General features: G+C 61.1%; 19 protein-coding genes and 6 pseudogenes. 19 read left to right on the top strand and 6 right to left on the bottom strand.

The window, feature by feature from the left end:
* Nucleotides 1–63 precede the first annotated feature (63 nt).
* On the bottom strand, nt 64–642 hold the full coding sequence (locus SA496_RS15190) for a CGNR zinc finger domain-containing protein (RefSeq protein WP_330114048.1): 579 nt from the start codon (nt 640–642) through the stop codon (nt 64–66).
* A gap of 190 nt (nt 643–832) precedes the next feature.
* On the opposite strand from SA496_RS15190, the pseudogene SA496_RS15185 reads away from it, so the two are divergent.
* The 7 genes and pseudogenes from SA496_RS15185 to SA496_RS15155 all read left to right on the top strand — a co-directional run.
* Nucleotides 833–961 (top strand): annotated as a pseudogene (locus tag SA496_RS15185) (alpha/beta hydrolase); the annotation flags it as partial.
* A pseudogene (locus SA496_RS15180) lies at nt 957–1250 on the top strand (glutathione binding-like protein); the annotation flags it as partial. The pseudogenes SA496_RS15185 and SA496_RS15180, both read left to right, overlap by 5 nt.
* Before the next feature lie 52 nt (nt 1251–1302).
* A complete protein-coding gene (locus SA496_RS15175; RefSeq protein ID WP_330114047.1) occupies nt 1303–2457 on the top strand; it encodes an efflux RND transporter permease subunit in 1155 nt (384 codons plus the stop codon).
* A 169-nt stretch (nt 2458–2626) separates the two neighbouring features.
* Nucleotides 2627–3523 (top strand): hypothetical protein, encoded by an 897-nt coding sequence (locus tag SA496_RS15170; protein WP_330114046.1) that lies wholly within the window; start codon nt 2627–2629, stop codon nt 3521–3523.
* Nucleotides 3524–3802: 279 nt separating this feature from the next.
* The gene (locus SA496_RS15165; protein ID WP_330114045.1) at nt 3803–4258 is read left to right on the top strand and encodes an Hsp20/alpha crystallin family protein; all 456 of its coding nucleotides are present in this window, start codon (nt 3803–3805) and stop codon (nt 4256–4258) included.
* A 27-nt stretch (nt 4259–4285) separates the two neighbouring features.
* Complete coding sequence (locus SA496_RS15160) at nt 4286–4657, top strand: Hsp20/alpha crystallin family protein (protein ID WP_330114044.1); 372 nt, start codon at nt 4286–4288, stop codon at nt 4655–4657.
* Between the two features lie 27 nt (nt 4658–4684).
* Nucleotides 4685–5188: an Hsp20/alpha crystallin family protein gene (locus SA496_RS15155; RefSeq protein WP_330114043.1), complete on the top strand. Its 504-nt coding sequence runs from the start codon at nt 4685–4687 to the stop codon at nt 5186–5188.
* Nucleotides 5189–5522: 334 nt separating this feature from the next.
* On the opposite strand, the gene SA496_RS15150 is transcribed toward SA496_RS15155, so the two are convergent.
* Nucleotides 5523–6104: a LysR substrate-binding domain-containing protein gene (locus SA496_RS15150; protein WP_330114042.1), complete on the bottom strand. Its 582-nt coding sequence runs from the start codon at nt 6102–6104 to the stop codon at nt 5523–5525.
* On the opposite strand from SA496_RS15150, the gene SA496_RS15145 reads away from it, so the two are divergent.
* The gene (locus SA496_RS15145; protein WP_330114041.1) at nt 6049–6537 is read left to right on the top strand and encodes a histidine phosphatase family protein; all 489 of its coding nucleotides are present in this window, start codon (nt 6049–6051) and stop codon (nt 6535–6537) included. The two genes, SA496_RS15150 and SA496_RS15145, sit on opposite strands and share 56 nt — an antisense overlap.
* Nucleotides 6435–6650, top strand: a pseudogene (locus SA496_RS15140) (transporter); the annotation flags it as partial. The gene SA496_RS15145 and the pseudogene SA496_RS15140, both read left to right, overlap by 103 nt.
* 166 nt (nt 6651–6816) lie before the next feature.
* Here the strand turns inward: SA496_RS15140 and SA496_RS15135 are convergent.
* A complete protein-coding gene (locus SA496_RS15135) occupies nt 6817–7887 on the bottom strand; it encodes an AraC family transcriptional regulator (protein ID WP_330114040.1) in 1071 nt (356 codons plus the stop codon).
* Nucleotides 7884–8906, bottom strand: a complete 1023-nt coding sequence (gene qhpR, locus SA496_RS15130) for an AraC-like transcriptional regulator QhpR (protein ID WP_330114039.1) — start codon at nt 8904–8906, stop codon at nt 7884–7886. The genes SA496_RS15135 and qhpR overlap by 4 nt, the downstream gene beginning before the upstream one ends.
* A gap of 228 nt (nt 8907–9134) precedes the next feature.
* Between qhpR and SA496_RS15125 the strand changes: the two genes are divergently transcribed.
* From SA496_RS15125 to SA496_RS15110, 4 genes and pseudogenes are all read left to right on the top strand, one after another.
* Complete coding sequence (locus SA496_RS15125; protein ID WP_179058765.1) at nt 9135–9284, top strand: hypothetical protein; 150 nt, start codon at nt 9135–9137, stop codon at nt 9282–9284.
* A gap of 134 nt (nt 9285–9418) precedes the next feature.
* Entirely contained in the window at nt 9419–11530 is a 2112-nt protein-coding gene (locus tag SA496_RS15120) for a 3-hydroxyacyl-CoA dehydrogenase NAD-binding domain-containing protein (RefSeq protein WP_330114038.1), read from the top strand.
* A 242-nt stretch (nt 11531–11772) separates the two neighbouring features.
* Entirely contained in the window at nt 11773–12555 is a 783-nt protein-coding gene (locus SA496_RS15115) for an SDR family NAD(P)-dependent oxidoreductase (protein WP_179058763.1), read from the top strand.
* A gap of 115 nt (nt 12556–12670) precedes the next feature.
* Nucleotides 12671–12883: pseudogene (locus SA496_RS15110) on the top strand (hypothetical protein); the annotation flags it as partial.
* A gap of 74 nt (nt 12884–12957) precedes the next feature.
* Here the strand turns inward: SA496_RS15110 and SA496_RS15105 are convergent.
* Entirely contained in the window at nt 12958–13539 is a 582-nt protein-coding gene (locus SA496_RS15105; RefSeq protein ID WP_179058762.1) for a TetR/AcrR family transcriptional regulator, read from the bottom strand.
* A gap of 461 nt (nt 13540–14000) precedes the next feature.
* Here SA496_RS15105 and SA496_RS15100 point away from each other — a divergent pair, with 461 nt between their 5' ends.
* The 6 genes and pseudogenes from SA496_RS15100 to SA496_RS29260 form a co-directional block, all read left to right on the top strand.
* Nucleotides 14001–15425: a DUF1329 domain-containing protein gene (locus tag SA496_RS15100; RefSeq protein ID WP_280353359.1), complete on the top strand. Its 1425-nt coding sequence runs from the start codon at nt 14001–14003 to the stop codon at nt 15423–15425.
* A 20-nt stretch (nt 15426–15445) separates the two neighbouring features.
* A complete protein-coding gene (locus tag SA496_RS15095; protein ID WP_280353356.1) occupies nt 15446–17122 on the top strand; it encodes a DUF1302 domain-containing protein in 1677 nt (558 codons plus the stop codon).
* Nucleotides 17123–17253: 131 nt separating this feature from the next.
* Complete coding sequence (locus tag SA496_RS15090; RefSeq protein WP_256873315.1) at nt 17254–19545, top strand: efflux RND transporter permease subunit; 2292 nt, start codon at nt 17254–17256, stop codon at nt 19543–19545.
* A gap of 10 nt (nt 19546–19555) precedes the next feature.
* The gene (locus SA496_RS15085) at nt 19556–20521 is read left to right on the top strand and encodes a WD40/YVTN/BNR-like repeat-containing protein (RefSeq protein ID WP_179058759.1); all 966 of its coding nucleotides are present in this window, start codon (nt 19556–19558) and stop codon (nt 20519–20521) included.
* 157 nt (nt 20522–20678) lie between these two features.
* Nucleotides 20679–21401 (top strand): annotated as a pseudogene (locus SA496_RS15080) (PAS domain-containing protein); the annotation flags it as partial.
* A gap of 30 nt (nt 21402–21431) precedes the next feature.
* Nucleotides 21432–21644, top strand: a pseudogene (locus SA496_RS29260) (methyl-accepting chemotaxis protein); the annotation flags it as partial.
* Between the two features lie 48 nt (nt 21645–21692).
* Here the strand turns inward: SA496_RS29260 and SA496_RS15075 are convergent.
* Nucleotides 21693–23870, bottom strand: coding sequence for a putative bifunctional diguanylate cyclase/phosphodiesterase (locus tag SA496_RS15075; RefSeq protein ID WP_330114037.1), 2178 nt, complete (start codon nt 23868–23870; stop codon nt 21693–21695).
* Nucleotides 23871–24085 lie beyond the last annotated feature (215 nt).

Raw genomic sequence — 24085 nt, 5'->3', positions numbered from 1 at the left:
GCAGTGAAGGAGCCGACCGTGGGGGCGACCCTGATAACTCAGCTCTGCCTCTCAAGACCTGCATCACTGCTGCTTGCGTTTGCGGAACTCGGTGACCTTATGCCGGTTGCCGCACAGCGCCATGCTGCACCAGCGGCGGCGATGGGACTTGGTGCGGTCGTAGAACCAGAGCACGCAGTCCGGGTGCTCGCATTCGCGTACCAGATTGAAATCGCCCTCCACCAGCAGCTTCGCCGCCGCTTCGGCCAGCGGTGCCAAGTACTGCTCGGCGGTGGCAGTTGCCCACGCCTTCTCCAGTCGCAGTTCTCCACTGGCCGGCCAGTCCAGCTGCTGGTAGCTGGGTGTCGCCAGGAAGCGATTGAGCACGTCCGGCGAACCCTGGCCACCCGCCTTGCGCTGCTCCACCAGTCCGCGTACCGCTTCGCGCAGGGTCAACGCGGCCTGCAACAACTCGCCCCTGGCAAACCCCACCTTGGGTAGATTCCAGCCGGTGCGGGCCAGCCAGGCCTCGACATCCTCATCGCTGCGCCAGAACTCCAGGGGAGCACCTTCCATCACAGCCCGGGTGTTGAGCATGTCCAGTACGTGATGGTCGGCCAGTACGAAGGGTTCGAGGGCAGTCGAGGAGGCGGTGGCGGTCATGATGACGCTCCGAAAGGTAAACGGCGAGATTGTAACCCTATAAGTAGACAATTTGTAGTTACAAAGAACGGCATCTGTAACCCTATAAATCTATTTGACAGGTTACATGGCAGGTTCATACTCAGCACCTGATGTAACCATAAAATTTGTTTTTATCAGTTACGGAGCGCCCATCATGACGTCGCCTATCATGCATATCCCGGTTCGCCACCAGTTCGTCGAAGCCGACGGTGTCCGCGTCTTCTACCGGGAAGCCGGTAACCCGGCCGCGCCCACTTTGCTACTGGTGCACGGCTTTCCCAGCTCGTCCCACCAGTTCTGCGCGGCTGATCACCGTTTTTAGAGCTCGCTTTAATGTCGACGATGTCCTCACCCGCGCCCACGCCTTGTTTCGCGTAATGGATAGCGAGTTGGCCAGGATGCCCTTCCTCGCTGGCGACACCGCGACTATTGCCGACATCGCCAACTACACCTCCATCGCCCACGCGCCGGAGGGCAACGTGCCACTGGAGTACTACCACAATATTCGCGCCTGGCTGGCCCGTGTCGAGGCCCTGCCCGGGTTCGTGCCCATGCAGCGCACCGCTGTCGGCCTGCAGGCCGTCTGAATCAGCCGCTCGCTGCCGGGCAGCCCGGCAGCCTTCCCGCGAGGCATCCGCGATGGACCATCTACCCGAGCACCGCCACTCCCCCTGGCACGCTGGCGAAAAGGCAATGCACAAACGCGTCGTCGGCCCCGACACCCAGATGGTGCGTAATATTGCCCGCGAGGTGGAGGCGGTGGTCGCGTCCAGCCCGAAGGTGCGCGACGTCCAACTGGACTGGAACGACCCGGTGCGCACGTTGAAGGTGGAGCTGGACCAGGACAAGGCGAGTGCGCTGGGTCTCACACCGGCCGACGTGTCGCTGGTGACCCAGACTGTGATGAACGGCGCGACCTTGTCGCAGCTGCGCGAGGACGAGGAGCTGATCGACATCGTGGCCCGCGCTGTGCCGGAGGAGCGTCTGAGCCTCGACACGCTGAAGGACATCAACCTCTATACCCGCCAGGGCACCGTGGTGCCGCTGTCGCAGGTGGCACAGGTGCGCAGCGAGCTGGAAGAGCCGGTGCTGTGGCGCCGTAACCGCGACATGGCGATTACCGTGCGCGCTGACGTGAAGGATGGCGAGCAGGGTGTGTCGGTGACGCAGGAGATTCTGCCGCTGCTGAAAGATATCGAGGCGAAGCTGCCCTCGGGCTATCGCATCGACGTGGGCGGAGCGGTGGAGGAGAGTGACAAGGCCAACCAGGTGCTGCTGGCGGTGGCCCCGCTGATGCTGGTCGCCATTCTGTTGCTGTTGATGCTGCAGCTGAAGGACTTCTCCCGCATGTGGATGGTGGTGCTGACCGCGCCGCTGGGGCTGATCGGCGTGGTGCCGGCGCTGCTCGTGTTCCAGTCGCCGCTGGGCTTCGTCGCGATCCTCGGCATCATCGCTCTGGGGGGGATGATCATGCGTAACTCGGTGATTCTGATCGACCAGGTGCAGATCGAGATTTCCCAGGGCCGCGACCCGTGGAATGCGGTGCTGGATGCTGCCATCTGCCGGGCCCGGCCGGTGATGCTGACGGCGCTGGCTACCGTGCTGGCAATGATCCCGCTGACGCGTAGCGTGTTCTGGGGGCCGATGGCGATTGCGATCATGGGCGGCCTCACGGTGGCAACGCTTTTGACGATCTTCTTCGTCCCGGCGCTGTATGCCGCCTGGTTCAGAGTGCGCCGCGATGCGGCTGCCAGTGACCAGCAGGTTACGGTAGATGCCGCGCTCAGTTCCTGAGTGACAGGCGCGGCGGCACTGCGCCTCAACCTCACCGACAAAGGCTGATCGGGTTCGATCAGCCTTTGTCGAGTCAAGGCCGGGGCTTGGTCGCGACATTGCTGAGTTGCGTTCGACGGGCAGCCAGCCAATCGCTGCGCGCCTCCGTCTTTCTTGGAGCATCAACATCATGCTGAAAACCTTCGGGCTTGCCCTGGCCACCTTGCTTGCCGTTGTCGCTATTGCACTGTGGACCCTGCTTGGCCAGTTGGAGCCTTCCATCAAATCCGCCATCGAGACCGAAGGAGCCCTGGCCACGCAGACGCAGGTGCTCGTGGGTCGTGCGGAACTCTCGCCCTTCACCGGCATGGGCGCGCTCGATGGGCTTACCGTGGGCAACCCCACTGGATTCGCTCCGCCCTACGCCATCGTGGTGGACCGCATTGCCCTGCAGGTGGAACGCGGCTCCCTTCTCGGTGGAGGCCCGATCATTGTTGATTCCGCCACCGTCATCGCGCCGCAGATTACCTATATGGCGCGAAGCCCCACGGCCACTAGTAACCTGGAAACCATCAAGAACACAGCCCGGAACTACTCGGCGACCCCGGCCGCCATTCGGGCCAGCAGCCACGCGCGCAAAGTCATCATCCGTGAGCTCACTGTCATGGGTGGCTCGATCTCACTTGATGTTCAACTGCCCGGAGGCGCGCTTACGGTACCTCTGCCTCCGCTGCATCTTGCCAATGTCGGCGTGGCGACAAACGGCGCCACGCCGCCCGCGATCATTCGCGCCGTGAGCGAGGCGCTTGCGGACGAAGCCAAAAAGGCGGTCACTGCGGCCATCGCCCGGAAGGTCAAATCCGCTGTCGACATGATCAAAACGCCCGCGCGTGGGTTGCCAAAGTCCATGCCGTTGCCTCCGTTCCCTCCGCCCCTGCCGTCCATGCCAACACCGCCATCCCGTCCGTCCCTGCCTTCCGCGTCGACGCCGCCTTCCCCTCCGTCTCTACCGACCCTGCCGTCACCACCTTCCCTTCCACCCCCTCCGCCCGGCCTGAAGCTCTTGCCGCCCCCGCCCGGTTTCTAGGGTTGGACCGGACGAGTGAAGGCGAGGCGCGTTTGGCTTCATCGTCGAACTTGACCGAGCTCGAGAAGCCCGGATTTGATCCGTTCCCCGGGCTACATCCAGTGGTGCCAGGGCAAAGATTCGACGTGCAAAGGGGGGGAATATCTAATTCCATATTCGTTTAATCCAGGACTTGAAAACCTCGAAATCGCTTACATATTTCCCGTCGACAGGGGCTGGAGCCAGGAGCTTCGAGCCTTCTGTTCGAGATCATGTCCGTCAGCCGGGAGGAGGTTTGTCATGTACGAGTCCCTTCTTAATCTGTCGAGCGATCCTATTGCCGAGTTCGAGAGGCTGCAGCGCGAACTGCAACAAGTCTTGGGACCGGGTCTCGGGCGTCCGGGCAGCATTCGTGCCTTGGCCAGTGGTGCTTTTCCTGCGATCAACGTGGGAAGCACGCCGTCCAGCCTGGAAGTCTATGCCTTCGTTCCGGGTGTCGATCCGAACGACCTCGATCTGCAGATTCACCGAGGCTTGCTATCGATATCCGGCGAGCGCCGACCCGCGCGCAGCACGGATGAGAGCAATTGCTCCGTGTACGCCAACGAGCGGTATTCCGGACGCTTCAAGCGCACCGTGAGCCTCAACGATGAGGTCGATACCGACAAGGTCGAGGCTCACTATTGCGACGGCGTTCTGCGCATCTCTCTGCCTCGGCGGGAGGCTGCGCAACCCAGGCGCATAGCCATTCAGTAACAGCATCGGTTTGAAGGAGGTATCACCATGAACGACAAGCAAGCGGTCGTGCGCGGCGAGACTGAAACCCAAACACTGCTGCCGCGTATCGATGTCTTCGAAGATGACAACGGAATCCAGGTGTTTGCGGACCTTCCGGGCGTACCCAAGGAGCGCCTCGTGGTCAATGTGGAAGGTGACACGCTTGTGCTGGAAGGGGAGATCATGCCAGAGATGTCCGGACAGCTGGAGGCCGTCTATGCCGAAGTCCAGCTCTCGCGATTCCGGCGAGCCTTCACCTTGAGCTCCGAGCTGGATACCACCCAGATCGACGCTCAGCTGCGGGACGGGGTGCTGAATTTGCGTATTCCCAAGCATGCACATGCCCAACCGCGGAAGATTGTCGTGAGAAGCGAGTAGGCCCCTGAGCCTGCGGAGGTCGATCCTATGGATAAACTAGCTGAGCTCAAGCATGGGCTGGAGGAAACCTGGCATTCACTGGGTGAGGGCTGGCGCCAGCTTCGTGATCGTGCCAGTGAGGCCTTGACGCGCTTCACGCCCGTCAACCGGAGCAGGAACTCGTCGGAGGATGCTTCCTCGTCACCGGCACTTGCCTCGAACTGGGGATTGCTGGCCGGCGATCTTTACGAGGATGGCGACCAGGTCATCGTTCGCCTCGAGGTGCCGGGCATGGTGAAGGACGATCTGGATTTGGAGGTGCGAGGCGATGTCCTGATCATCCGTGGTGAAAAGCGAGTCGAACAGGAGCGGGGCAACGGGCGCTACCGTGTCCGCCAATGCACCTTCGGCAGCTTCCGGCGCAGCTTCCAGCTTCCTGCACCCGTCATCACCGAAAAGGCCAGAGCCAGATGCAGCAACGGCGTGCTGCGTATCGAACTGCCCAAGGAAGAGCGCGCGCGTGGCAGGCGCATCGAGGTTCGCGCGGGGTGATACTGCGACTTCATCCTGTCTGTCACAGGCAAGGGAAAACCCTCGTCACTTGGACTGCCCGCCCGCGGCAAACTCGCGGGCGGGCCGTTCTTCAACCTGCGAGGTAGATGGCCCCGGGATGCTGGCTGGCGTAGCGACTGGCAGTCGTTGGCTGGAGTCGATATCAAATGGGTTCTAGCCACGTAGGGCGGATGGCGCTCGTTTCATCCACCCAGGCATCGATATGGAAGGGGTGAGGCGTTTCACTTCGCTAACCACAGCGCGCAGCGATTCGACTTCGCGCACCGGCAGGATGTGCAGGCAACAGACTGTATTCGTTCTGGGCTGATAGAACCTATTCACGCCATCGTTTTAGCAACATCTCGATGAATAGTTCCGCAGTGCTCGACAAGTGTTCGCCATCTCGGCGCACCAGGCCGATCGTGCGCTGAATGTGAGGTGGAGGCAGCTCCCGGGAACAAAGGCTCTCATGTTCGGCATCCGGCATTGCCATGCGCGGCAAGATCGCTACACCAAGACCACATTCGACCAGGCCAAACGAGGTGGACAGATGCTGCATTTCGTAAAAGCCGTTCAGGCGGATTCCGTGGCCGGATAGGGCGCTGTCGAGCAACATGCGGTTGCCGCTGTCCCGGCTCACGGTGATCAGCCGAACCCCCTGCGGATCTTGCCAGCTCACTTCAGCCAGCGCCGCGAGGGGATGGTCGCTGCGCATGGCAAGCACGAAGGGGTCGCGAAGGAGCGGGGTGAAGCTCACGTCCGGATGCTGGGCGCTAATCATGATGATGCCAAAGTCGGCATCACCGCTCACTACCCGTTCCAGGCCCTCGTTGGCGCTGACGTCGAGAATTCGGATTCGGATGCCCACTACGGCATTGAGGATGGAATGTTCGCCATGCAGGCGGCCCAGCGTCACGGCATCAGCCCAGGGCTGTCCACGACAACACGACCTCCGTGACGCAGCGCTACACTCGGCTGTTTCCGCCGCGGCTCTAACAACAGAGCGTGGTCACGCATGGGATGAGTTCCAGGGGCGGATATTGGCGCAGTTTTTTGAATTGCTCGCGGAGCCGGCCTGGGAGAGTGCGCTGATCGTTAGCCACGATGCGGTCAATCGCATTCTGCTCGCATGGGCGGCGGGTGTTGGGCTCAAGGGGATCGCTGCCTTCGAGCAGGACACTGCCTGCCTCAACATCCTCGATGTCGACAGCCTCGGTCCCGAGGTCCTGGGCGGGATCATCCGCACACCGATGATAAGCAGCATGGTAGGACCGTGCAGTTCCTCGGCGAAGACGTCGATGACGGCGTGCGTGGCCAGGTGTTCGCCATTGGCCCTGCTGCGCACCTGACTTTCTTCGAGTCCGCCAGCTTCGAGGTGCGTTGGGCCAAGGAGTTCGCAGTGGAGAACCGTCCTGAGGGCGAGATGCTTTGGGCCAAGCTGAACCTTCCCTTCACTCTCTGATCATTCCGCGGCTCAGCTGTACACCGGTTTTCACGCCCCGCCGGCAGCTCGGCGAACCGCGGTGGGAGTGGAAGCGGTTGGTTTTTAGCGCGAGCCTGGTACCCGCGTAGAGTGGATGTCGCTCTTCTCATCCAGCTTCCAATGTCCCAGCTGCTTCGAGGCGCGTTTAGTTCTGGAGTTTCGCGTGGCGGCTGCGCAGCAGGCGTGGTTGCCAATTCGAGGAGTGTCTCTTCTGCCACTTCAAGGGATTGACGCCAAACCAGCGGTTGAATGCCCGGCTGAATCCGCTAGCGTCCGCGTAGCCCAGCAGTCCTGCCAGCTGCGCCATGCTGATGGACGGGTCGTCGAGGTAGTGGTGAGCCATTTCCTGGCGGGTGTCATCCAGTATGCGCTGGAAGGATGTGCCTTCCTGTTCCAGCCGGCGTTGCAATGTTCGCGGATTGACGGCCATGGAGTCGGCAACTTTCTCCAGGGCGGCGCGGCCGCTGGGAAGCAGGCTGCGCAGTAGTTGCCGGACATAGCTGGGAAGCTCGTCGGATGGCAGCCGCTCCATCCGCGCGATGTGTTCGACGATCAGTTGGTGCAGCCTTGCATCGGCCGTGGCCAGGGGCAGTGAAAGCACCGAGGAGTCGAACTCCAGTTCCGTGCAGGGGGCGGCAAAGACCGGTCGCACACCTAACGCACGGCGATAGACCGCCTCATCCCCCAGCGGCTGGTGCCGGAGCTGGACCGCAATCGGTCGCCAGCCGGTACCCGCCAGGGCACGCAACAGCTGCACAACGACGCTGCAGGCCAGCTCTTCCGCCTGGCGTATTCCGGGAGTTTCGCGGTCGTTGACGTGGTAGCCGAGGCGGGCGATGCCGCCGTCAAGGTCGAAGCTGATTTCGGCGCCGCTGTTGTACAGGAAGTAGTTCGCGCGCAGTTCGGCCAGGGCTTCACCGACGGTACCTGTATTGCGAATCAGGTAAAGCATGTCGCCGAACACCCTGATGCCCTGATGAAGGCCAAAGCGTAGTCCGAATAGAGGCGTGCCCGACTGGAGGGCGCAGAGTTCGAGCAGCTCGCAGTAGTGGCGGAAGGAGAGGATGCCGTCCTGCCGCCGGAGGATCTGCGCGGGCAGGGAAGCCCTGCGCAGCATTTCCTGTGGATTGAGCCCCAAGCTTGTGGCGAAGTCATCGAAGCCGGTCAGGCTAAGGGCGCGTACGAAGGGGTTCAGCGGAGTAGTGGCGTTAGTCATGGGGCGGTTCCGCTGGATGCTTGCATCGGGCGCCGATGCTGTTGCTTCCACTTCTGTGGGCTGGTCCCGGTCCAGCGGCTGAATGCGCGGGAGAAAGCGCCGAGGCTGGTGTATCCGAGTAGCGCGGAGAGCTGGGTCAGGCTGATGGATGAGTCGCGCAGGTATCGGATCGCCATGGACTGCCGCGTGCTGTCCAGCAGTTGCTGAAAGCTGGTGCCCTCGGTCTGAAGGTAGCGTTGCAGGGTCCTGGGGCTGAGCATCATCTGTTCGGCGATCTGTTCGACGGTGACGTTGCCGCTCGGGAGCCGGTTGCGCAAAAGCTTCTGCACGTAGTGCGGCAGCTCTTGCAGGTTGAGATGCGCGAGTTCATCGAAATGTCGCCGAATCAGCCGCTGGAAGCGTTCGTCGCTTGCGCTGAGCCTGGCTGCCAGCAGAGTGCTGTCGAAGACCAAGGCGTTGACTGGATTGTCGAACCGAGGGGCGATGCCCAGCAGTGCCCGGTATACCCCGGCTTTCTCAACAGGGGCGTGGCGCATGAGCAGTTCGTTGGGCTTCCAGTCCCTGCCGATTAGCGTCTGTATGAGGCGCAAAGCTACGGCCATGGCCAGCTCCACGGTTTGACGGACCGAGGCCGCATCAGCGTCCGTCACATCAAAGCGCAGGCGCACTTCGTGACCGTGGCGTTCAAGGCGGAGTTCCGCGCCGCTGCTGTGGACGTGGTAATAGCGGATCAGCGCCTCCAGCGCATCGCCCAGGGAGCTGGCACTGATGATCACGTAGAGCAAGTCGCCCAGTGCGTGGGTGCCTTGGTGAATGCCGAACTGCAGGCCGAAGAGCAGGTTGTCGGTGCGCGCTGCGCAGAGCTCCAGGAGGGCGGCGAACCTTTCCCCGGAAATTGGCCCGTCCAGGTCATCTACCGGCAGCCCGACTTCGGCGAGAAGCGCGTGCGGGTCGAGTGCCTGGCTACGGGCGAAATCTTCGAAGCCCAATAGAGCAATGCCTCGGACGAACGAGGTCATTCCGAAAGGTCTTGCGAGGGGAGGGGTAAAGCCATAGGGAGCTCCCGCTGTATTGTGGGCCGGACGCTCGATACAGCCATCCGGCGATTTGGGTGTGTGTCATGATTTGATCATTTTGTGGCGTGATCTGTGAAGCTTTTTGCGTTCACCCAGACGCAAACTCAGGCCCGTGAGTCCAATAACAACAACGTTCTGCATTCGGCCAATAGCTGAATGACGGAGGTCTCCATGCGCCAACTGCTGCTTGCTTGCCTGGTCGTGACCCTGATAACGGCGGTCATCTGTTACTCCAAAAAAGCGCCGGTTGAGGCTAGCGCCTCTTATCCCCAGCCTGCTCGCATGATCTCCAGCATCGACGACGTGTTCAGGCATCTCTGAGAGCGGTGAACGGCACCTGGGCCACGACTCAATGCAAGCCTGGCTGGGTCTGCCTGCAGGGAACGGACTCCAAGATTTGTTCAACGTACAAAGATCCAGTCCGATCTCCCCTGACGCTGTTAACAGGATGCCTAATGAGTGAGCTGATTCATTTCCGCCTTGAACAGGGCCTGGCCTTGATCAGCCTGGACCGCGCGCCGGTCAATGCGCTTGACCAGTCGCTCCGTGCGGCCTTGTCCGAAGCCTGTGAGCGTGCTGCGGTCGACCCTAGGGTTCAGGCCATCATTCTCCACGGCGAGCAAGGGCTGTTTAGTGCTGGTGCCGACATCATAGAGTTTGGTACCGAAGCGTCATTCGCCGAGCCGGACTTGCCCAGCATGCTGATGCGCCTGGCTGCCATTCACAAACCGATAATCGCTGCTCTAGGTAAGATCGCGCTGGGCGGTGGACTGGAACTGGCCCTGGCCTGCGGCTACCGCATCGGCGAACCGAACCTGCGTGTTGGTCTGTCGGAGATCAACCTTGGGCTGTTGCCGGGGGCTGGTGGCACACAGCGTCTACCGCGCCTTATTGGTGTCGAGTCCGCGCTTAACCTGATTCTCTCGGGCAAGCAGATCGATGCCGAGAACGCCCGCCTATTGGGCATCCTCGACCGCATCGCCCCCAATGCCGAGCGATTGCTGGATGAAGCCCGCGAATACGCCTACGAACTGATCGCCTGCCGCGCTCCGGCGCGGCCCGCGGAGGCCTGGCCGGAACCAGCGGAGGGCCTGCCGGATGACTTCCTCGCCCGCTATCGCGCTGAGCACGAGCCGAGCTGGAAAAGCCGCCTTGCGCCGCGCTTGGTGCTGTCGGCCCTGGAGGCGGCCTCTCTGTTGCCGCTCGATGAGGGGCTTCTGAGGGAGTTGGCGCTGTTCAAACAGGCAGAGTCGTCTCGTCAGTCGAAGGCGCTTCGCCATGTGTTCTTTGCCGAGCGCGAGGCGGCCCGGATTCCAGGCGTGCCGGCCGATCTACCTCTGCGCAAAATCGCGCGAATCGCGGTGATAGGCGCCGGCACCATGGGCGGCGGGATTGCCATGAGCTTCGCCAATGCCGGTATACCGGTCGCCCTGCTGGAGACCGATGGCAAGGCCCTGGACCGTGGCCTGACACAGATTCGGGGTAACTACGAGGTCAGCGTTCGACGTGGCAGGCTGCAAGCCGAGCAGGTGGAGTCGCGCATGGACCTGATCTTCGGCACGCTCGACTACGCCGACTTGTCCGAGGCCGACCTGGTGATCGAGGCTGTCTTCGAGAAGCTGGAGGTCAAGCAGCAGGTGTTCCGCACCCTGGAAAAGGTGTGCAAGCCGGGCGCGATCCTGGCGACCAACACCTCGTCGTTGGATGTAGACGCCATCGCGGCGACCGTGGCTCGCCCTCAAGATGTAGTAGGGCTGCACTTTTTCAGCCCCGCCAATGCCATGCGCTTGCTCGAGGTCGTGCGCGGCAGGGCCACCGCGCCCGACGTGCTGGCCACTACCCTGGACATCGCCAGGCGCATCGGCAAGTTGCCGGTGATTTCCGGCGTTTGTTTCGGTTTCATTGGCAACCGCATGCTCGAACCATATGCCCGCGAAGCCCATCGCCTGGTGCTGGAAGGCGCGACGCCGGCCCAGGTGGATCGCGTGCTTACTGACTTGGACCTGAACATGGGCGTATTCAGCATGCTCGACCTGGCCGGTATCGATGTGAATTTCCTGGTGCGCGATTCCAACCGGAACGCCATCGCCCACGACGAGAGCTACTGCCGCCTGGGCGACGAGCTGTACGCCATGGGGCGGTATGGCCAGAAGACCGGGCGAGGCTTCTACCTCTATGAGGGGCGGAATCGAAAAGACGACGCGGAGGTGATCGCCCTGGCCGAGCGTCTGGCGGACGAGCTGCAAATATCCCGGCGCCCGATTGACGACCAGGAAATTCTGGAGCGTTGCCTGTTCATGCTGATCAACGAAGGCATTCAACTGTTGGATGAGGGCATTGCCCTGCGCACAAGTGATATCGACCTGGTGTGGATCAACGGATACGGCTTCCCCGCCCACCTGGGCGGCCCTATGCACTACGCCGAGCAGCTGGGTCTCGATACTGTATTGCTTGGTCTTCAGCGCTACCGGCAGGGCCTGGGTGAATACGGCGAGATGTGGTTCAAACCGGCACCGCTGCTGAAGCGCCTGGTGGCCGCTGGCCGGAAGCGCATAGAGCGGTTCTAAGAGTCCCCCCTGCTCCGGAAGTGGGTTAGTTCAAGGGTGACCACGCCAGCCCTTGCACAGCAGCGCTTCCGGAGAAGGCGGGGAGCCAGGCAGCGCATGCTTGATGGGCTCTTCCTGGTTCCTCGCTTTCTGCACGCCGGGATACGAGGTGTCCCGTACTCGCATCAACTTTGCTCCGGCATTTCGCCTGGCTTGTTCGCCGGCTGGGAGGATTGCCAGTCCTATCTCTTCGAGGTTCTCCCATGACTTCCAGTTACGTTCAAAACTTTTCCCTTGCCAATCGCGTGGTACTGATCACCGGTGCGTCCAGTGGCATCGGCGCGCATCTCGCTCGACTGGCTGCACGTGCGGGCGCGCGCGTGGTACTGGCGGCTCGGCGTATCGAGCGGTTGCAGCAACTGGCCTCTGATATCGAGTGGGAGGATGGCCATGCGCTGCCGGTTACCCTGGACGTCACCAACCGGGCTAGCGTCGAGGCTGCCTTCGATGCGGCCGAAGCCCACTTCGGTGTGGTCGATGTGGTGCTCAACAACGCTGGTATTGGAAATGGTCAGCGACCGCTGGAGATCAGTGAAGAGGATTGGCGGGCCATGCTCTCCACCAATCTCGATGGTGTCTGGCGCGTGGCTCAGGTCGCCGGCCAACGCATGGCCCGCAGCGGTCGCGGAGGCAGCATCGTCAATGTCGCCTCCATCCTCGGACTGCGCGTGGCGACGGGCTACAGTCACTACTGCGCCGCCAAGGCTGGGGTGGTGCAACTGACCAAGTCACTGGCCCTGGAACTTGCGCGCTACGGTATCCGCGTCAACGCCATTGCCCCTGGCTACTTCAAGACCGAAATGAATGAGACCTTCTTCGAGGGCGACAAGGGCAGCGATTACATCCGCGCCATGGTGCCCATGCGTCGCCTAGGTGAGCTTCAGGAGCTGGAAGGGCCATTCCTGCTGCTGGCCAGTGATGCGGGCTCCTTCATGACTGGCAGCGTCCTAGCGGTAGATGGCGGCCATCTGGTCAGCAGTTTGTAGTCGGGGCGGAAAGGCGCCGATCAGACTCCGACGCCGTGCAGGAACATCTGCTTGAGGGTCGCGGCCGATGCACTGGCCGCTTCCGATACCTTGCGCCGCGAAGAAGCGGCCCAACGACTTCTACTACACCTACGGCCTGTTCCGCCTAGCCGGCATCGTCCAGCAGATCTACTACCGCTACTTCCGTGGCCAGAGCCAGGACAAGCGCTTGGCCCAGTTCACCCACATGAACAAGCTGCTGGAGCATATGGCCCTAGCGGTTACTGGCGAGTCGCGGCTGTATTTGGATAGAGGAGCCATCCGGCACCGGCGAACAGGTGGGCACTGACGCTGTCGTCCTATGGGGATCCTGCGAGGATTCCCATGCTTTCACGCTGGTAGCAGCCCCCGAGTGCTGCAGACTCAGTGACTACCTACCAGCAAGGCCAGCGCTTGGCAGGCCGTTTCGGTTTCCGCCTTCAGGCGCTCGAGGTCGCTGTGGGCGGTCCAGGCTACGAGCAGGCCGTCGAACAGCAGGATGAGTGTGCGGCTGGTGGCCTTGAGCGCCGCTTGGTCGAGACGGTTGCCGATGGTGCGCTCAAGGGCCAGTTCAGTTGCCTCGACACCCACGGAGTAGATCTTGCTGGCCATCTCAGGCTGGTTGCGCATGGTCCAGAAGAACAGTTCGGACTGCGCCCGGGCCAGTTCTGGATTGGTTGAGAACCAGTTGACCAATTGGCGCAGCATCTCCGCCGCCGTCTCTGACGGGGTCGTTCCGGCAGGTACTTGGTCGAGGGTCTGCTGGGGCAGGGTGAAGAGCGATTCGTAGACGGCATAGAAAAGCTCGTCCTTGGTCCGGAATACATAGTGCAACGAGGCAAGGGGGCAACCGGCTTCAGCGGCGATTCGCCGTGTGGTGGCATTGGCCACGCCATGCTCGGCGATCACCTTGACCGTCGCCTTCACGAAATCCTGCCTGCGAAGTTCAGCGCCCACTCTGGCCATGAAAGTCTCTCCGTTCCTGTCGCTATGCCGCCAATGCCCGGGTTGGGGCAGCGCCGGCGGATGCTACCCCATGCCACTTCGCGGCGTCATGGAGCGATATGTATCTGTTAATGGCGCCTATGCTTTAGCAAAGCCATTCGGCGTGGAATGCGTACCCGGTGTCTGTCTTCTTCTGCATAGTTGAATTAGGTAACACTCGTTTCGTAAATTCCCAGGTTGGTGCATGCGCTTGACGCAAATTGGTGCGTGGTGGGTGTTCAAGTACCACATCACAGTTGTTATAAAAAATTAAGTTATTGATATATAAAGAAAAAAATCATTTCTTCTGATTGGCACATGGTTTGCTGTTGATCGATTGACTTGGTCAAGTGATCAAGTCGAATGACCAGAAGTCTGGCACAGCCCGATTCTTCCTTCCAGGAAGCCCCGGTCGCCGGTTAAAGCCCCATGAGGAACTCCCAATGAAAGACGTGATTCAGCGCCCCGATGTCGGCCACTCCATCGCAGGTGGAGTCAGGCAACTGCTGGTAGCGCTGGCGGCATCGGCCGCCTTCTGTTCGGTTCAGGCTGCGGAGAGCGATGCATCCCTGCTGGGCACCACGCTAACGCCGTTGGGAGGGGAGGTTGCCGCGAGTGCTGATGGGGTGATTCCAGCCTGGGCGCCGCCGGGTCAGCAGGATTCGGGGTGGAGCTACGGCCAGGTGCGTGGCCAGCACTGGAAGTTCAAGGATGACAAGCCGCTCTTCAGCATCGACTCCAACAACGTTGCGAAATACGCGAGCAAGCTTTCGCCTGGGCAGTTGGAGTTGTTCAAGAAGATCCCAGGCTATCGCATGGACGTGTACCCGACCCGTCGCAGCTGCGGTGTGCCTGATTTCGTCGCCGAAAACACCAGGAAGAACGTAGGCTTCGCCAAGCTCGACGCAAGCGGTCTTGCCCTGGAAGAGGCCCACGTCCCCGGCATCCCCTTCCCGCAGCCCACTACTGGTGCGGAAGTGATGTGGAACATGAAGATGCACTACCGTGGCGTCGGCTTTCACATGACCAAGACCATCTCCGGTATTTCCCCGCGCAAGGCCGGAGGCGACTGGCTGAACACCTCACTGGACTGGACAATGTTCACGCCTTGGGGCGAGAAGGGCAGCAAGCTGTTTTCCTCGACCGATGGTCTGGAGACAGCGACCTACTTCTCCTATTTCGATCCGGTTTCGCTGGCCGGTCAGGCCGGCGTGCTCACCACCAAGGCGGGTGAGCAGACCACTACCTTCTATTACTTCCCAGGCCAGCGTCGGGTGCGTCGCATGCCGGCTTATTCCTATGACGCACCGCAAATCGGTCTGGACAATCAGTACACCATTGATGAGTCCAACATCTTCTACGGCCCGATGGATCGCTTCGACTGGAAGCTGGTCGGCAAGCAGGAGCTGATCGTGCCCTACAACTCCTTCGGCGCCTATGACACCTCTGCAAAGGTCGAGAGCTTCGCCAAGGACGACGCCATCGCGCCGGAGTTCCGTCGCTACGAGCAGCACCGCGTTTGGGTGGTCGAGGCCACCGTGCGCCAGGGTATGCGTCACCAGGCGCCGAAGCGCGTGTTCTACATCGACGAGGACAGCTGGAACGGCCTGATGGCGGTCGACTACGACAAGCAGGGGCAGATCTGGAAGGTGCGTGAGGGCTTCACCATCCCAGTGTACGAGACCGGCAGCTGCGATATGGAGGCCCAGGTTCAGTACAACCTGGTCGATGGTCGTTATCTGTATGACATGACCTCGGTTGGCGCGGGCAAGGATGACCATCGCTGGATCACCGAGGGCGGCAACAACCCGCGCATGAAGCGCGACTTCTATACCTCCGACAACCTGCGCTCCATCAGCGAGCGATAACCGCGAATTAGGGTGCCGACATGAAAAGAATAATTTCCCAAGCATCGGGCCTGGCCATTGCGTGTGCCGCACCGCTGGCCGTGGGGTTTACCTTCGAGACGGACAATATCCGTGGCTCTTTTGACTCAACTATCTCGGCGGGCATGGGTGTGCGTACCCAGTCTCCAGGGTGTGACCTGATCAATGCTGGTGCCGGTGGCCACAATCCGCCCGCCGGCTGCCTGGACCCGACCGTTTCCGGTATCGGCGATCAGGGCAACATGAACTATGGCAAGGGCGATCTGTTCACCAACTACGTCAAGGGTGTCCACGAGTTGGTGTTGAAGTTCCCCGAGGACTTCACCTTCATGGCGCGCGGTAGCTGGAAACGTGACTTCGCTGCTACCGATACGACGGGGGCGTTGGGAGCCGAAACTCAGTTCCGGCAGGCCTTGGGGTCAGATATTGGCAGCGATGGGTTGACCGATGATGCGCGTGACGAACTGAAATTCAAGGCGCGCCTACTCGACCTGTGGGTAAGCAAGAGCTTTGATGTGGCCGACCAGCGGGTTCGCGCGCGCCTGGGCAATCAGGTCATCAACTGGGGTGAGAGCCTGTTCGCAATTGGTGGCATCAATGCCACCAACTCCTATGACTTCCAGGCGCTTTCAAGTCCAGGGGTTCAGCTCAAGGAAGCCGTGCTGCCGGCACCTATGCTCAGCGTCGCCACGGGGCTGGGCTACGGCGTGAACGTCGAGGCGTATTACCAGTTCGGCTGGAACAAGAGCGAATTGCCGCCAGTGGGCAGCTATTGGTCGACTTACAACGTGATCGGCGAGGGCATGGAAGCTTATGGATACGACGACAAGGATGCCCGCGACAGTGGTCAATGGGGGCTCTCCGTGCGCTGGCAGCCTGAGGATAGCGACGTTAACTACGGCTTCTACGTGATGCGCTATCACGACAAACTGCCGCAGGTTAACTACAACCAGGCGACTTTCGCGCCCACATGGGTCTACCCGGAAGACCGCATGCTTTACGGCATCAGCGCCAACGGGCCGATCGGCGACTGGGCCGTGGGCACCGAGCTGTCCTATCGCCCCAAGGAGGCAGTACCGCTCAATCCCTTGCCCGGCCTCGCATTTGGCCCTGCTCCTTGTTCGGGACGGGGAGGGGAGTGCTGGAAGGACACCAAGAAGTTCCAGTGGCACCTGACGGGCATCTACAGCCTGACCAATGCCAACTCCCCGGACTTCCTCGAGTTCACCGGGGCCAGTACGGGTACCTTCCTGTCGGAACTGGTGCTGGTGAAATACCCGGGGCTGCATGACAGCTACGACGGGGAGCTGGTTGCTGCGGGGGGCAACACCTGGGTTGCAGATCTGTCGCAGTTTCCGCCTAGAGCCCACGGCGACAAGAGTTCCTCTGGGATGCATGTCGACTTCAGCCTGACCTATGACGGCACGGTCATCCCAGGCTGGACGGTGACGCCGGGAGTCTATTACCAGCGCTCCCTGGGCAATGGCCGCACGCCATCGATCTATTCGACCTATACCCGAGACGCCAGCGCGATGAATTTCTATGTGAACTTCGTGCGCAACCCGGGTAACTGGCAAGTCAGCCTGAACTACGCGAAGTTCAACGATGGCGATACCCCATACGACCAGCTGCTGCGTGATCGGGATTACGTTGGCCTGTCGGTTTCGCACTCTCTGTGAGGCATGCTGTGAACACTCCTGTTGTAGAAATAAGCGAAGTGAAGAGGCGTGGCGTGCTGCCACGCCTGGAGGATTGGCTATTCAAGCAGCGCTGGGCAGTACTGGCGCTGCTGGCCGCCTTCACTCTAGGCATGGCCTGGTTTGCCGTGCAGCTGCGCATGGACGCTGGCTTTGAGAAGCAGTTGCCGATCGGTCATGAGTACGTCGAGACCTTTCGGGCCTACCGTAATGACCTGATCGGGGCGAATCGCCTGACCATAGTCGTCAAGGCGCGCGAGGGGGATATCTGGAGCGTGGAGGGGCTCAAGCGCCTGTATGACGTAACCCAGGCGGTGACCTTCCTGCCCAGCGTTTCGCGCAGTAGCGTGCAGTCATTGTGGACGCCCAACTCTTTCGTCAACGAGATCACCGAGGAGGGCTTCCGCGCCGACCCGTTGATTCCCGGCACGGTGACACCGGAGCGCCTCGACAAAGAGATCATCGGCAAGATTGCCAGCTCCACGGCTCAGGGAGGCTTCATTGGCACCCTGGTTTCGCGTGACCAGAGCAGTGCGATGATCACCGCCGAACTCAACGAGGTCGATGCTTCTGGCGCCCACTTGGATTACGTGGCCTACAACCGGGTCCTGGAGCAGCAGATTCGCGCGAAGTTCGAGGACGCCAAGTTCGAGATCCAGATAATCGGCTTCGCCAAGCAGATCGGCGACATCGCCGATGGTGCTTCCGCAGTACTGGAGTTCTGCCTGTTGGCGCTGTTGCTGACCGCCGCCGCGGTGTACTGGTACTGCCATTCCGTGCGCTTCACCCTGCTCGCGCTGGGCTGCTCGTTGACCTCGCTGGTCTGGCAGTTCGGCAGCCTGCGTCTGCTCGGCTACGGCCTCGATCCGCTAGCTGTGCTGGTGCCTTTTCTGGTGTTCGCCATCGGTGTTTCCCATGGCGTGCAGCAGATCAATTACATAGTGCGCGAAATCGCCTGTGGCAAGAGTGCTGAGCAGGCCGCGCGCTCCAGCTTCAGCGGCCTGCTGATTCCTGGCACCCTGGCGTTGGTGACTGCCTTCGTGTCTTTCGTGACGCTGTTGCTGATCCCGATTCCCATGGTGCGCGAGCTGGCCATCACCGCCTCCCTTGGCGTGGCCTACAAGATCATCACCAACCTGGTGATGCTGCCGTTGGTGGCCTCGATGCTGAAGGTCGACGGCCGCTACGCCGCTGCCGAGGAAATTTCCCGTGAGCGCCGCAGCCGCTGGTTGCACGGCCTGGCCCGCCTCGCCGATTGGCGCAATGCCCGGTTGGTGCTGGTTGCGGCAGGGGTGGTGTTCGCCGTGGCGGTCTGGCAAAGCCATGATCGGGTGGTTGGTACGCTACAGGCCGGTGCGCCGGAACTGCGCGAGGACTCCCGCTTCAATCTCGATGCGGTGTCCATCGCCAGTAACTACGACATCGGCCTGGACTGGCTGAGCGTGGTCTTCGAGGTCCAGTCGGATGAGTCCGGCGAGGTCGTCGGCGCCTGCGAGAATGTGGCCTTGGGGCAATACCAGGACCGCTTCGTGTGGGCCATGCAAGGCGTTCCCGGGGTCCTGTCGGTTGCCTCGTTCTCGACCGGCATGCGCCAGTTCAACGAGGGCTACAACGAGGGGAATCCGAAGATGAGCACGGTCCCCATTGACTCGATGAACTACTCCTCGCTGGCCACCGAGGTCGCTCGTATCTCGGGAATCATGCGCGCCGATTGCAGCATGACCGCCGTACATCTGTACTTGGCAGACCATAAGGCCACCACCATCAAGCGGGTGATCGAAGCCGCCAAGACCTTCCGTGCCGAGTTCCCTATGCAAGGCGTTTCGGTGCGCCTGGCCTCGGGCAACGCTGGGGTGCTCGCGGCCATCAACGAGGAGGTGGAGAAGAGCGAGACGCCAATGCTGCTGTACGTCTACGCGGCCATTGCCTTGCTGGTGTTCGTGGTCTACCGCGACTTGCGTGCCGTGCTGGTGTGCTGCCTGCCGCTGACCATCGGCACCTTCATCGGCTACTGGTTCATGAAGGAGCTGCAGATCGGCCTGACAATCGCCACGCTTCCTGTGATGGTGCTGGCGGTGGGCATTGGTGTCGATTACGCCTTCTACATCTACAACCGCCTGCAACTGCACCAAGCCAACGGCCAGCCGATCACCAAGGCCGTCGAGCATGCGCTGCTCGAGGTCGGTGTGGCGACCATCTTCACCGCCATCACCCTGGCCATTGGTGTCGCCACCTGGTCCTTCTCCGAGCTCAAGTTCCAGGCCGACATGGGCAAGCTGCTGGCCTTCATGTTCATGGTCAACATGGTCATGGCCATGACTGTGCTACCGGCCTTCGCCGTTTGGCTGGAGCGAGTGTTCCCGCGCAAGCGCCCGGTACGCATGATTGGCGCGCTGGCGCACTGAGGAGAGAATGATGAGATTCGTTAAATCACTCGCCGGGGCCGCGCTTACCGCTCTGCTGCCGTTGGCTTCTCTGCAGGCCGCGCCCTTGGACGCCGTGCCGGCGGCCCCGTCGAGCTATGCCACCCAGGCCACTGTGCTGAGTGCTACGTGGGCCAATGGACGCTTGGTCGCCGTGGGGGATCACGGCATCGTACTGCTGTCCGACGATCGCGGGAGAAGTTTCCGTCAGGCCCGCTCAGTTCCGCTTTCTTCACCTCTTACCGGGGTGAGTTTCGTTGATGAAAAGCTAGGCTGGGCAGTCGGCCATTGGGGAGCGATCTTGAATAGCAGCGATGGCGGCGACACCTGGCAAGTCCAGCGCCTGTCCAGTGAAGAAGATCGCCCACTGTTCGCTGTGCATTTCTTCAATGCCCGGCAGGGCGTGGCCGTAGGCCTCTGGTCGCTGGTTCTGACCACCGACGATGGCGGTACAACCTGGACTGAGCAGTCGCTGCAAGCGCCGGAGGGATACAGCCGCGCCGACCTTAATCTGATGGGGCTTTTCGCGGACGACCACGGCAACCTGTTTGCCACTGCCGAACGTGGCCAGGTGTTGCGCTCCGATGACCAGGGGAAAAGTTGGCGCTATCTGGACACTGGCTACGAAGGCACCCTGTGGTCCGGCGCCGTGCTGGCCGATGGGACCCTTTTGGTTGGTGGCCAGCGCGGCACGCTGCTGCATGGATCAGCGGATGGGCAGCAATGGCAGCGGGTTTCCCTTAAAAGCAAGAGCTCCATCACTGACATGGCGGTAGCCGGCCGGCAAGTGGTTGTGGTCGGCCTGGATGGGTTGATGGTGCGCAGCGGCGACGGCGGGCTGAGCTTCATGGAGCAGCGTACGGCCGATGGGGTCTCGCTGACGGCTGCGCTGCTTGATGCCAATGACAATCCCGTCCTGTTCTCGCGGCGTGGCGTGGTCCCCGTGCAGGCCCAGTGATGTAGAAATTGCTCGCCTTGCCAGTGGAACCTGCCGCTGCGCGAGGCGCCGCAAGGTGTGAGCGTGACCCTTTGGGGCCCCGTCGTGACCCGGCGTTCGGCCCCTTCTTTTTTGCGCGCGAGCCAATGATGGAATCCACTGTATTTGCGGAGGGCCCATGTTTTCCGGAAGAAAGCTGAAGCGTCTGGCTGAAGAAGTCAGCTCGCGAATTTCGTCTTTGTTGAATGGTTCGCCCATCCCCGACTTCCAGGGTGGGCTGATTGAGCAGTATCCCTGGCTGAGTGACAGCTTCGATGTGCTGGAACGGCGGCTCAGTCTCCAGGAGGCGTCTGGAGGTGAGCCGCTACAGGGAGAGATTGAAAGCGCCCTGGTTTGCGACCTGAAGGCGTGCCTGCAGACGGCCCGGGACGAATTTCAGGAGCTGCAGCGCGAGATCGAGGCGCGCAACCTGACGCTATCCGAACTGAACGAACAATTGGCGCTGTACAGAGAGAAGGAACGGGTCTGGGAAGTCACCCGGAATGCACTGACCGAGGTGTGCTGGGAGCTGCTGATCGTCGACGGCGATCCGGAACATCCGGGAAATCAGCTGCGTTGGTCAAAGCAGTTCCGCGAACTTGTGGGCTATTCGGAGCGGGATTTCAACGACGACTGGGAGGGCTACTTCTCAATCGTGAATCAGGATGACCTGAAGCAGGTCGTGAAGGTGGTCACCGAATACCTGCGTGTGGGAGACCTTTCCCTTCCCTATACGGTCGAGTACCGAATGAGGCACAAATCCAGGGGGGAGGTCTGGTACCGGGAAAGGGGGCAGGGTGTCATGGACTGCAATGGCACGCTTTCTCGCATCATTGGAGCCGTACGGGACATCTCGGACGAGAAGCTGGCCGAGACCATCCATGCACGGGAAGTGTCTGGAATGCAGGCAACCTACGATCAAATCTCGCAGGTCGTGGGCGTGATCAAGGGTATTGCCGACCAGACCAACATGCTTGCCCTCAATGCTGCTATCGAAGCAGCACGAGCCGGTGATGTGGGACGTGGATTCTCAGTGGTGGCTGACGAGGTGAAGAAGCTCGCGGCACGGACCCGTGAGGCCACCCAGAAGATCCAGGAAATGCTGTCCTCAAGAGCGATCTAGCAGCCCGACAAGGTCGTTGTGGGCCGCTATTCACACAAAGACCTTGTTCCATGCCAGGAAGTCATGCCCGGATATCGGTTTGCTGATGCAGTAGCCTTGAGCTTCCTCGCAACCCCAGCTCGATAGCATCTGCATCGTCGAAACCGACTCGACACCTTCAGCGACCACTTCGATGCCCAGGCTATGGGCAAGTTTGATGATGGTTTCCACGATGGCCGCTGAGTCGCTGTCGCTGTCGAGGTCCTTCACGAATGACTGGTCAATCTTTATATAGTCGACCGGAAGATTTCGGAGGTAGGCGAGGGACGAGTATCCGGTTCCGAAGTCATCGATGAACAGCTTGAAGCCTGCTTCGCGGAGCTGCGTGAGGACGTGCCGCGCAATGGACAAGTCTTCCATGATGCAGCTCTCGGTCAGCTCGAACTGGATCCAGTCCGGTGTGCCGCCCCAGGTCTCCAGGGCCCTCGAGATCTGCTCGAGTAACTGCCGGTCTCGAATGTCATAGGGCGAAAGATTGATCGCAATTGGCACGGCATGGCCGGAGCCATGCCAGACATGACTTTCGCGAACGGCAGCCGCCAGTACCCAATGTGTGAGCCGGGTGATCAGTCCAGCGCTCTCAGCAAAACCGATGAATTGGCCTGGGCCCATCAGACCATGCTCAGGGTGCTGCCAGCGCACCAGTGCTTCCACGCCGCTCACCCGCCTTGAATGCATTCGCAGCTTGGGTTGGAACATCAGACGTAGCTCGTCGCCGTCGATGGCGCGACGCAGGTCGGTCATCAGGATCAGCCGCTGAGCGTTATCACTGTCGAGTGCGCCGGCATATACGGCAACCTTTTCCGCACTGTGCCTGGCGCCATAACGCGCAACATTCGCGCGACGCAACAGCGAATCGGGGTCACTGCCATGCCCCGGAAACATAGTGATTCCGATGCTGCAGTCAGCGGGCACCAGCAGGGTGTCCAGCTCGAACGGCGAGCTCAACGATTCCAGTACCTTTCGCGCGGCTTGCACCGCATGGCTGGCATCCATTCCTGGAAGCAATACCGAGAAAGCGGATTCGGCAATACGGGCGACCATTTCGCTGGCGACTACAGCCTCGCGCAGCCTTGTCGCAACCTCCTGCAGCAGCCGGTCACTTTCGCGGTAGCCCAATGTCTCGTTGATCTCACGGAAGTTGTCGACTTCGATATGAAGCAGGGCGACAGGATCGTGCGAGTCGCCTGAGGTGGAGATTGCTGCATTAAGTGTATCCCTCATGGATAGGCGATTGGGCAGGCCTGTCAGTTCATCGAAATAGGCCATTCTGCGGATACATTCTTCGGCGTGCTTCTGCTCGGTGATGTCGGTGATGAAGCCTTCCAGCGCGAGCACTGTTCCGTCCGCGGAGTAGACGCCGCACCCTTTGTCCCAGACCCACTTGGTCTGCCCCGTCGCGGTCCTGATTCTGTAGGTGGATTGGTAGGGTGTCCTGGCCTTCAAGGATCTGGAAACCTTGCGCCTGAGCGAGGGAATATCGTCAGGGTGAATGATGTCCACCATCCTGACCGTCCCCTTGATGAGTTCGGCGGCGGAATAGCCGATGAGCTTCTGGCAGCCCTCGCTGACGACTTCAAGACGCCAGGAAATATCATTCAGACTCCGATACGCCACACCAGGGAGATTGCTGACCAGGGTCTGTAAAGTGCGCTGGCTCTCCTTCAGGCCATCGAGCTCATCAGCCTCCTTGCTGGCTGCCTCCAGCCGGCTTCGTAGGGAGGCCCTGTGCTGAAGCAGGTTCGAGATCTGGCCAGCCAGCAAGCAGAGGGCTTCGACCTGCGACTCATCGAGGCTGCGCTTTGCGGTATCCGCTACCGAAAGCACGCCGATCACGCCTCGTTCCGCCACGGCGAGCGGAACGCCGGCGAAGAGCCTGATACCGGTTGGCCCTGTCACCAGAGTGCAGTGCTGGAGAAGCTCATTCGTGGAGGCATCCTCCACATGAACCAGTTCGTTGGACGCCACGACCACCGCGTTCAACGAGGCCGCACGGGGCATCTCCCCGAGTTCTAGCCCCAGCTTCGCGCCAAACCACTCTCGCTCCCTGTCGAGGAACGTCAGCATGGCAATGGGTACCTGGCACGCGATAGTGGCCAACCTGACGTATGCGTCGAGTTCGGGATCGGGTAACGGGTCGCGGATGTCGCGAAGCTGAAGAGCTGTCATCTCCAGGGTCCTCTACCGGAAAACTCGGCGCGATGGCTAGGGCGCCAGCCGTACGGCTGCCCGGCGTCCATTCGTGAGGGAGGAGAGCGGGTGGCGCTTCGCTGTAATTGTAGCTTTGCTGCGACGCGTGGCCGCCCGTGGAAGTGCGGTGCCGACAAGAGGGAAGGGAGTCGGCACCCACTGGGATGCCGACCCTGGAACTTGAGCTGAGGGCG

The sequence above is a fragment of the Pseudomonas sp. JS3066 genome (genome assembly GCF_036328175.1).
In the GTDB taxonomy this organism is placed as follows: domain Bacteria; phylum Pseudomonadota; class Gammaproteobacteria; order Pseudomonadales; family Pseudomonadaceae; genus Metapseudomonas.
Note: the sequence above shows the minus strand (reverse complement) of the source record. Positions and strands in the feature narration are given on the sequence as shown.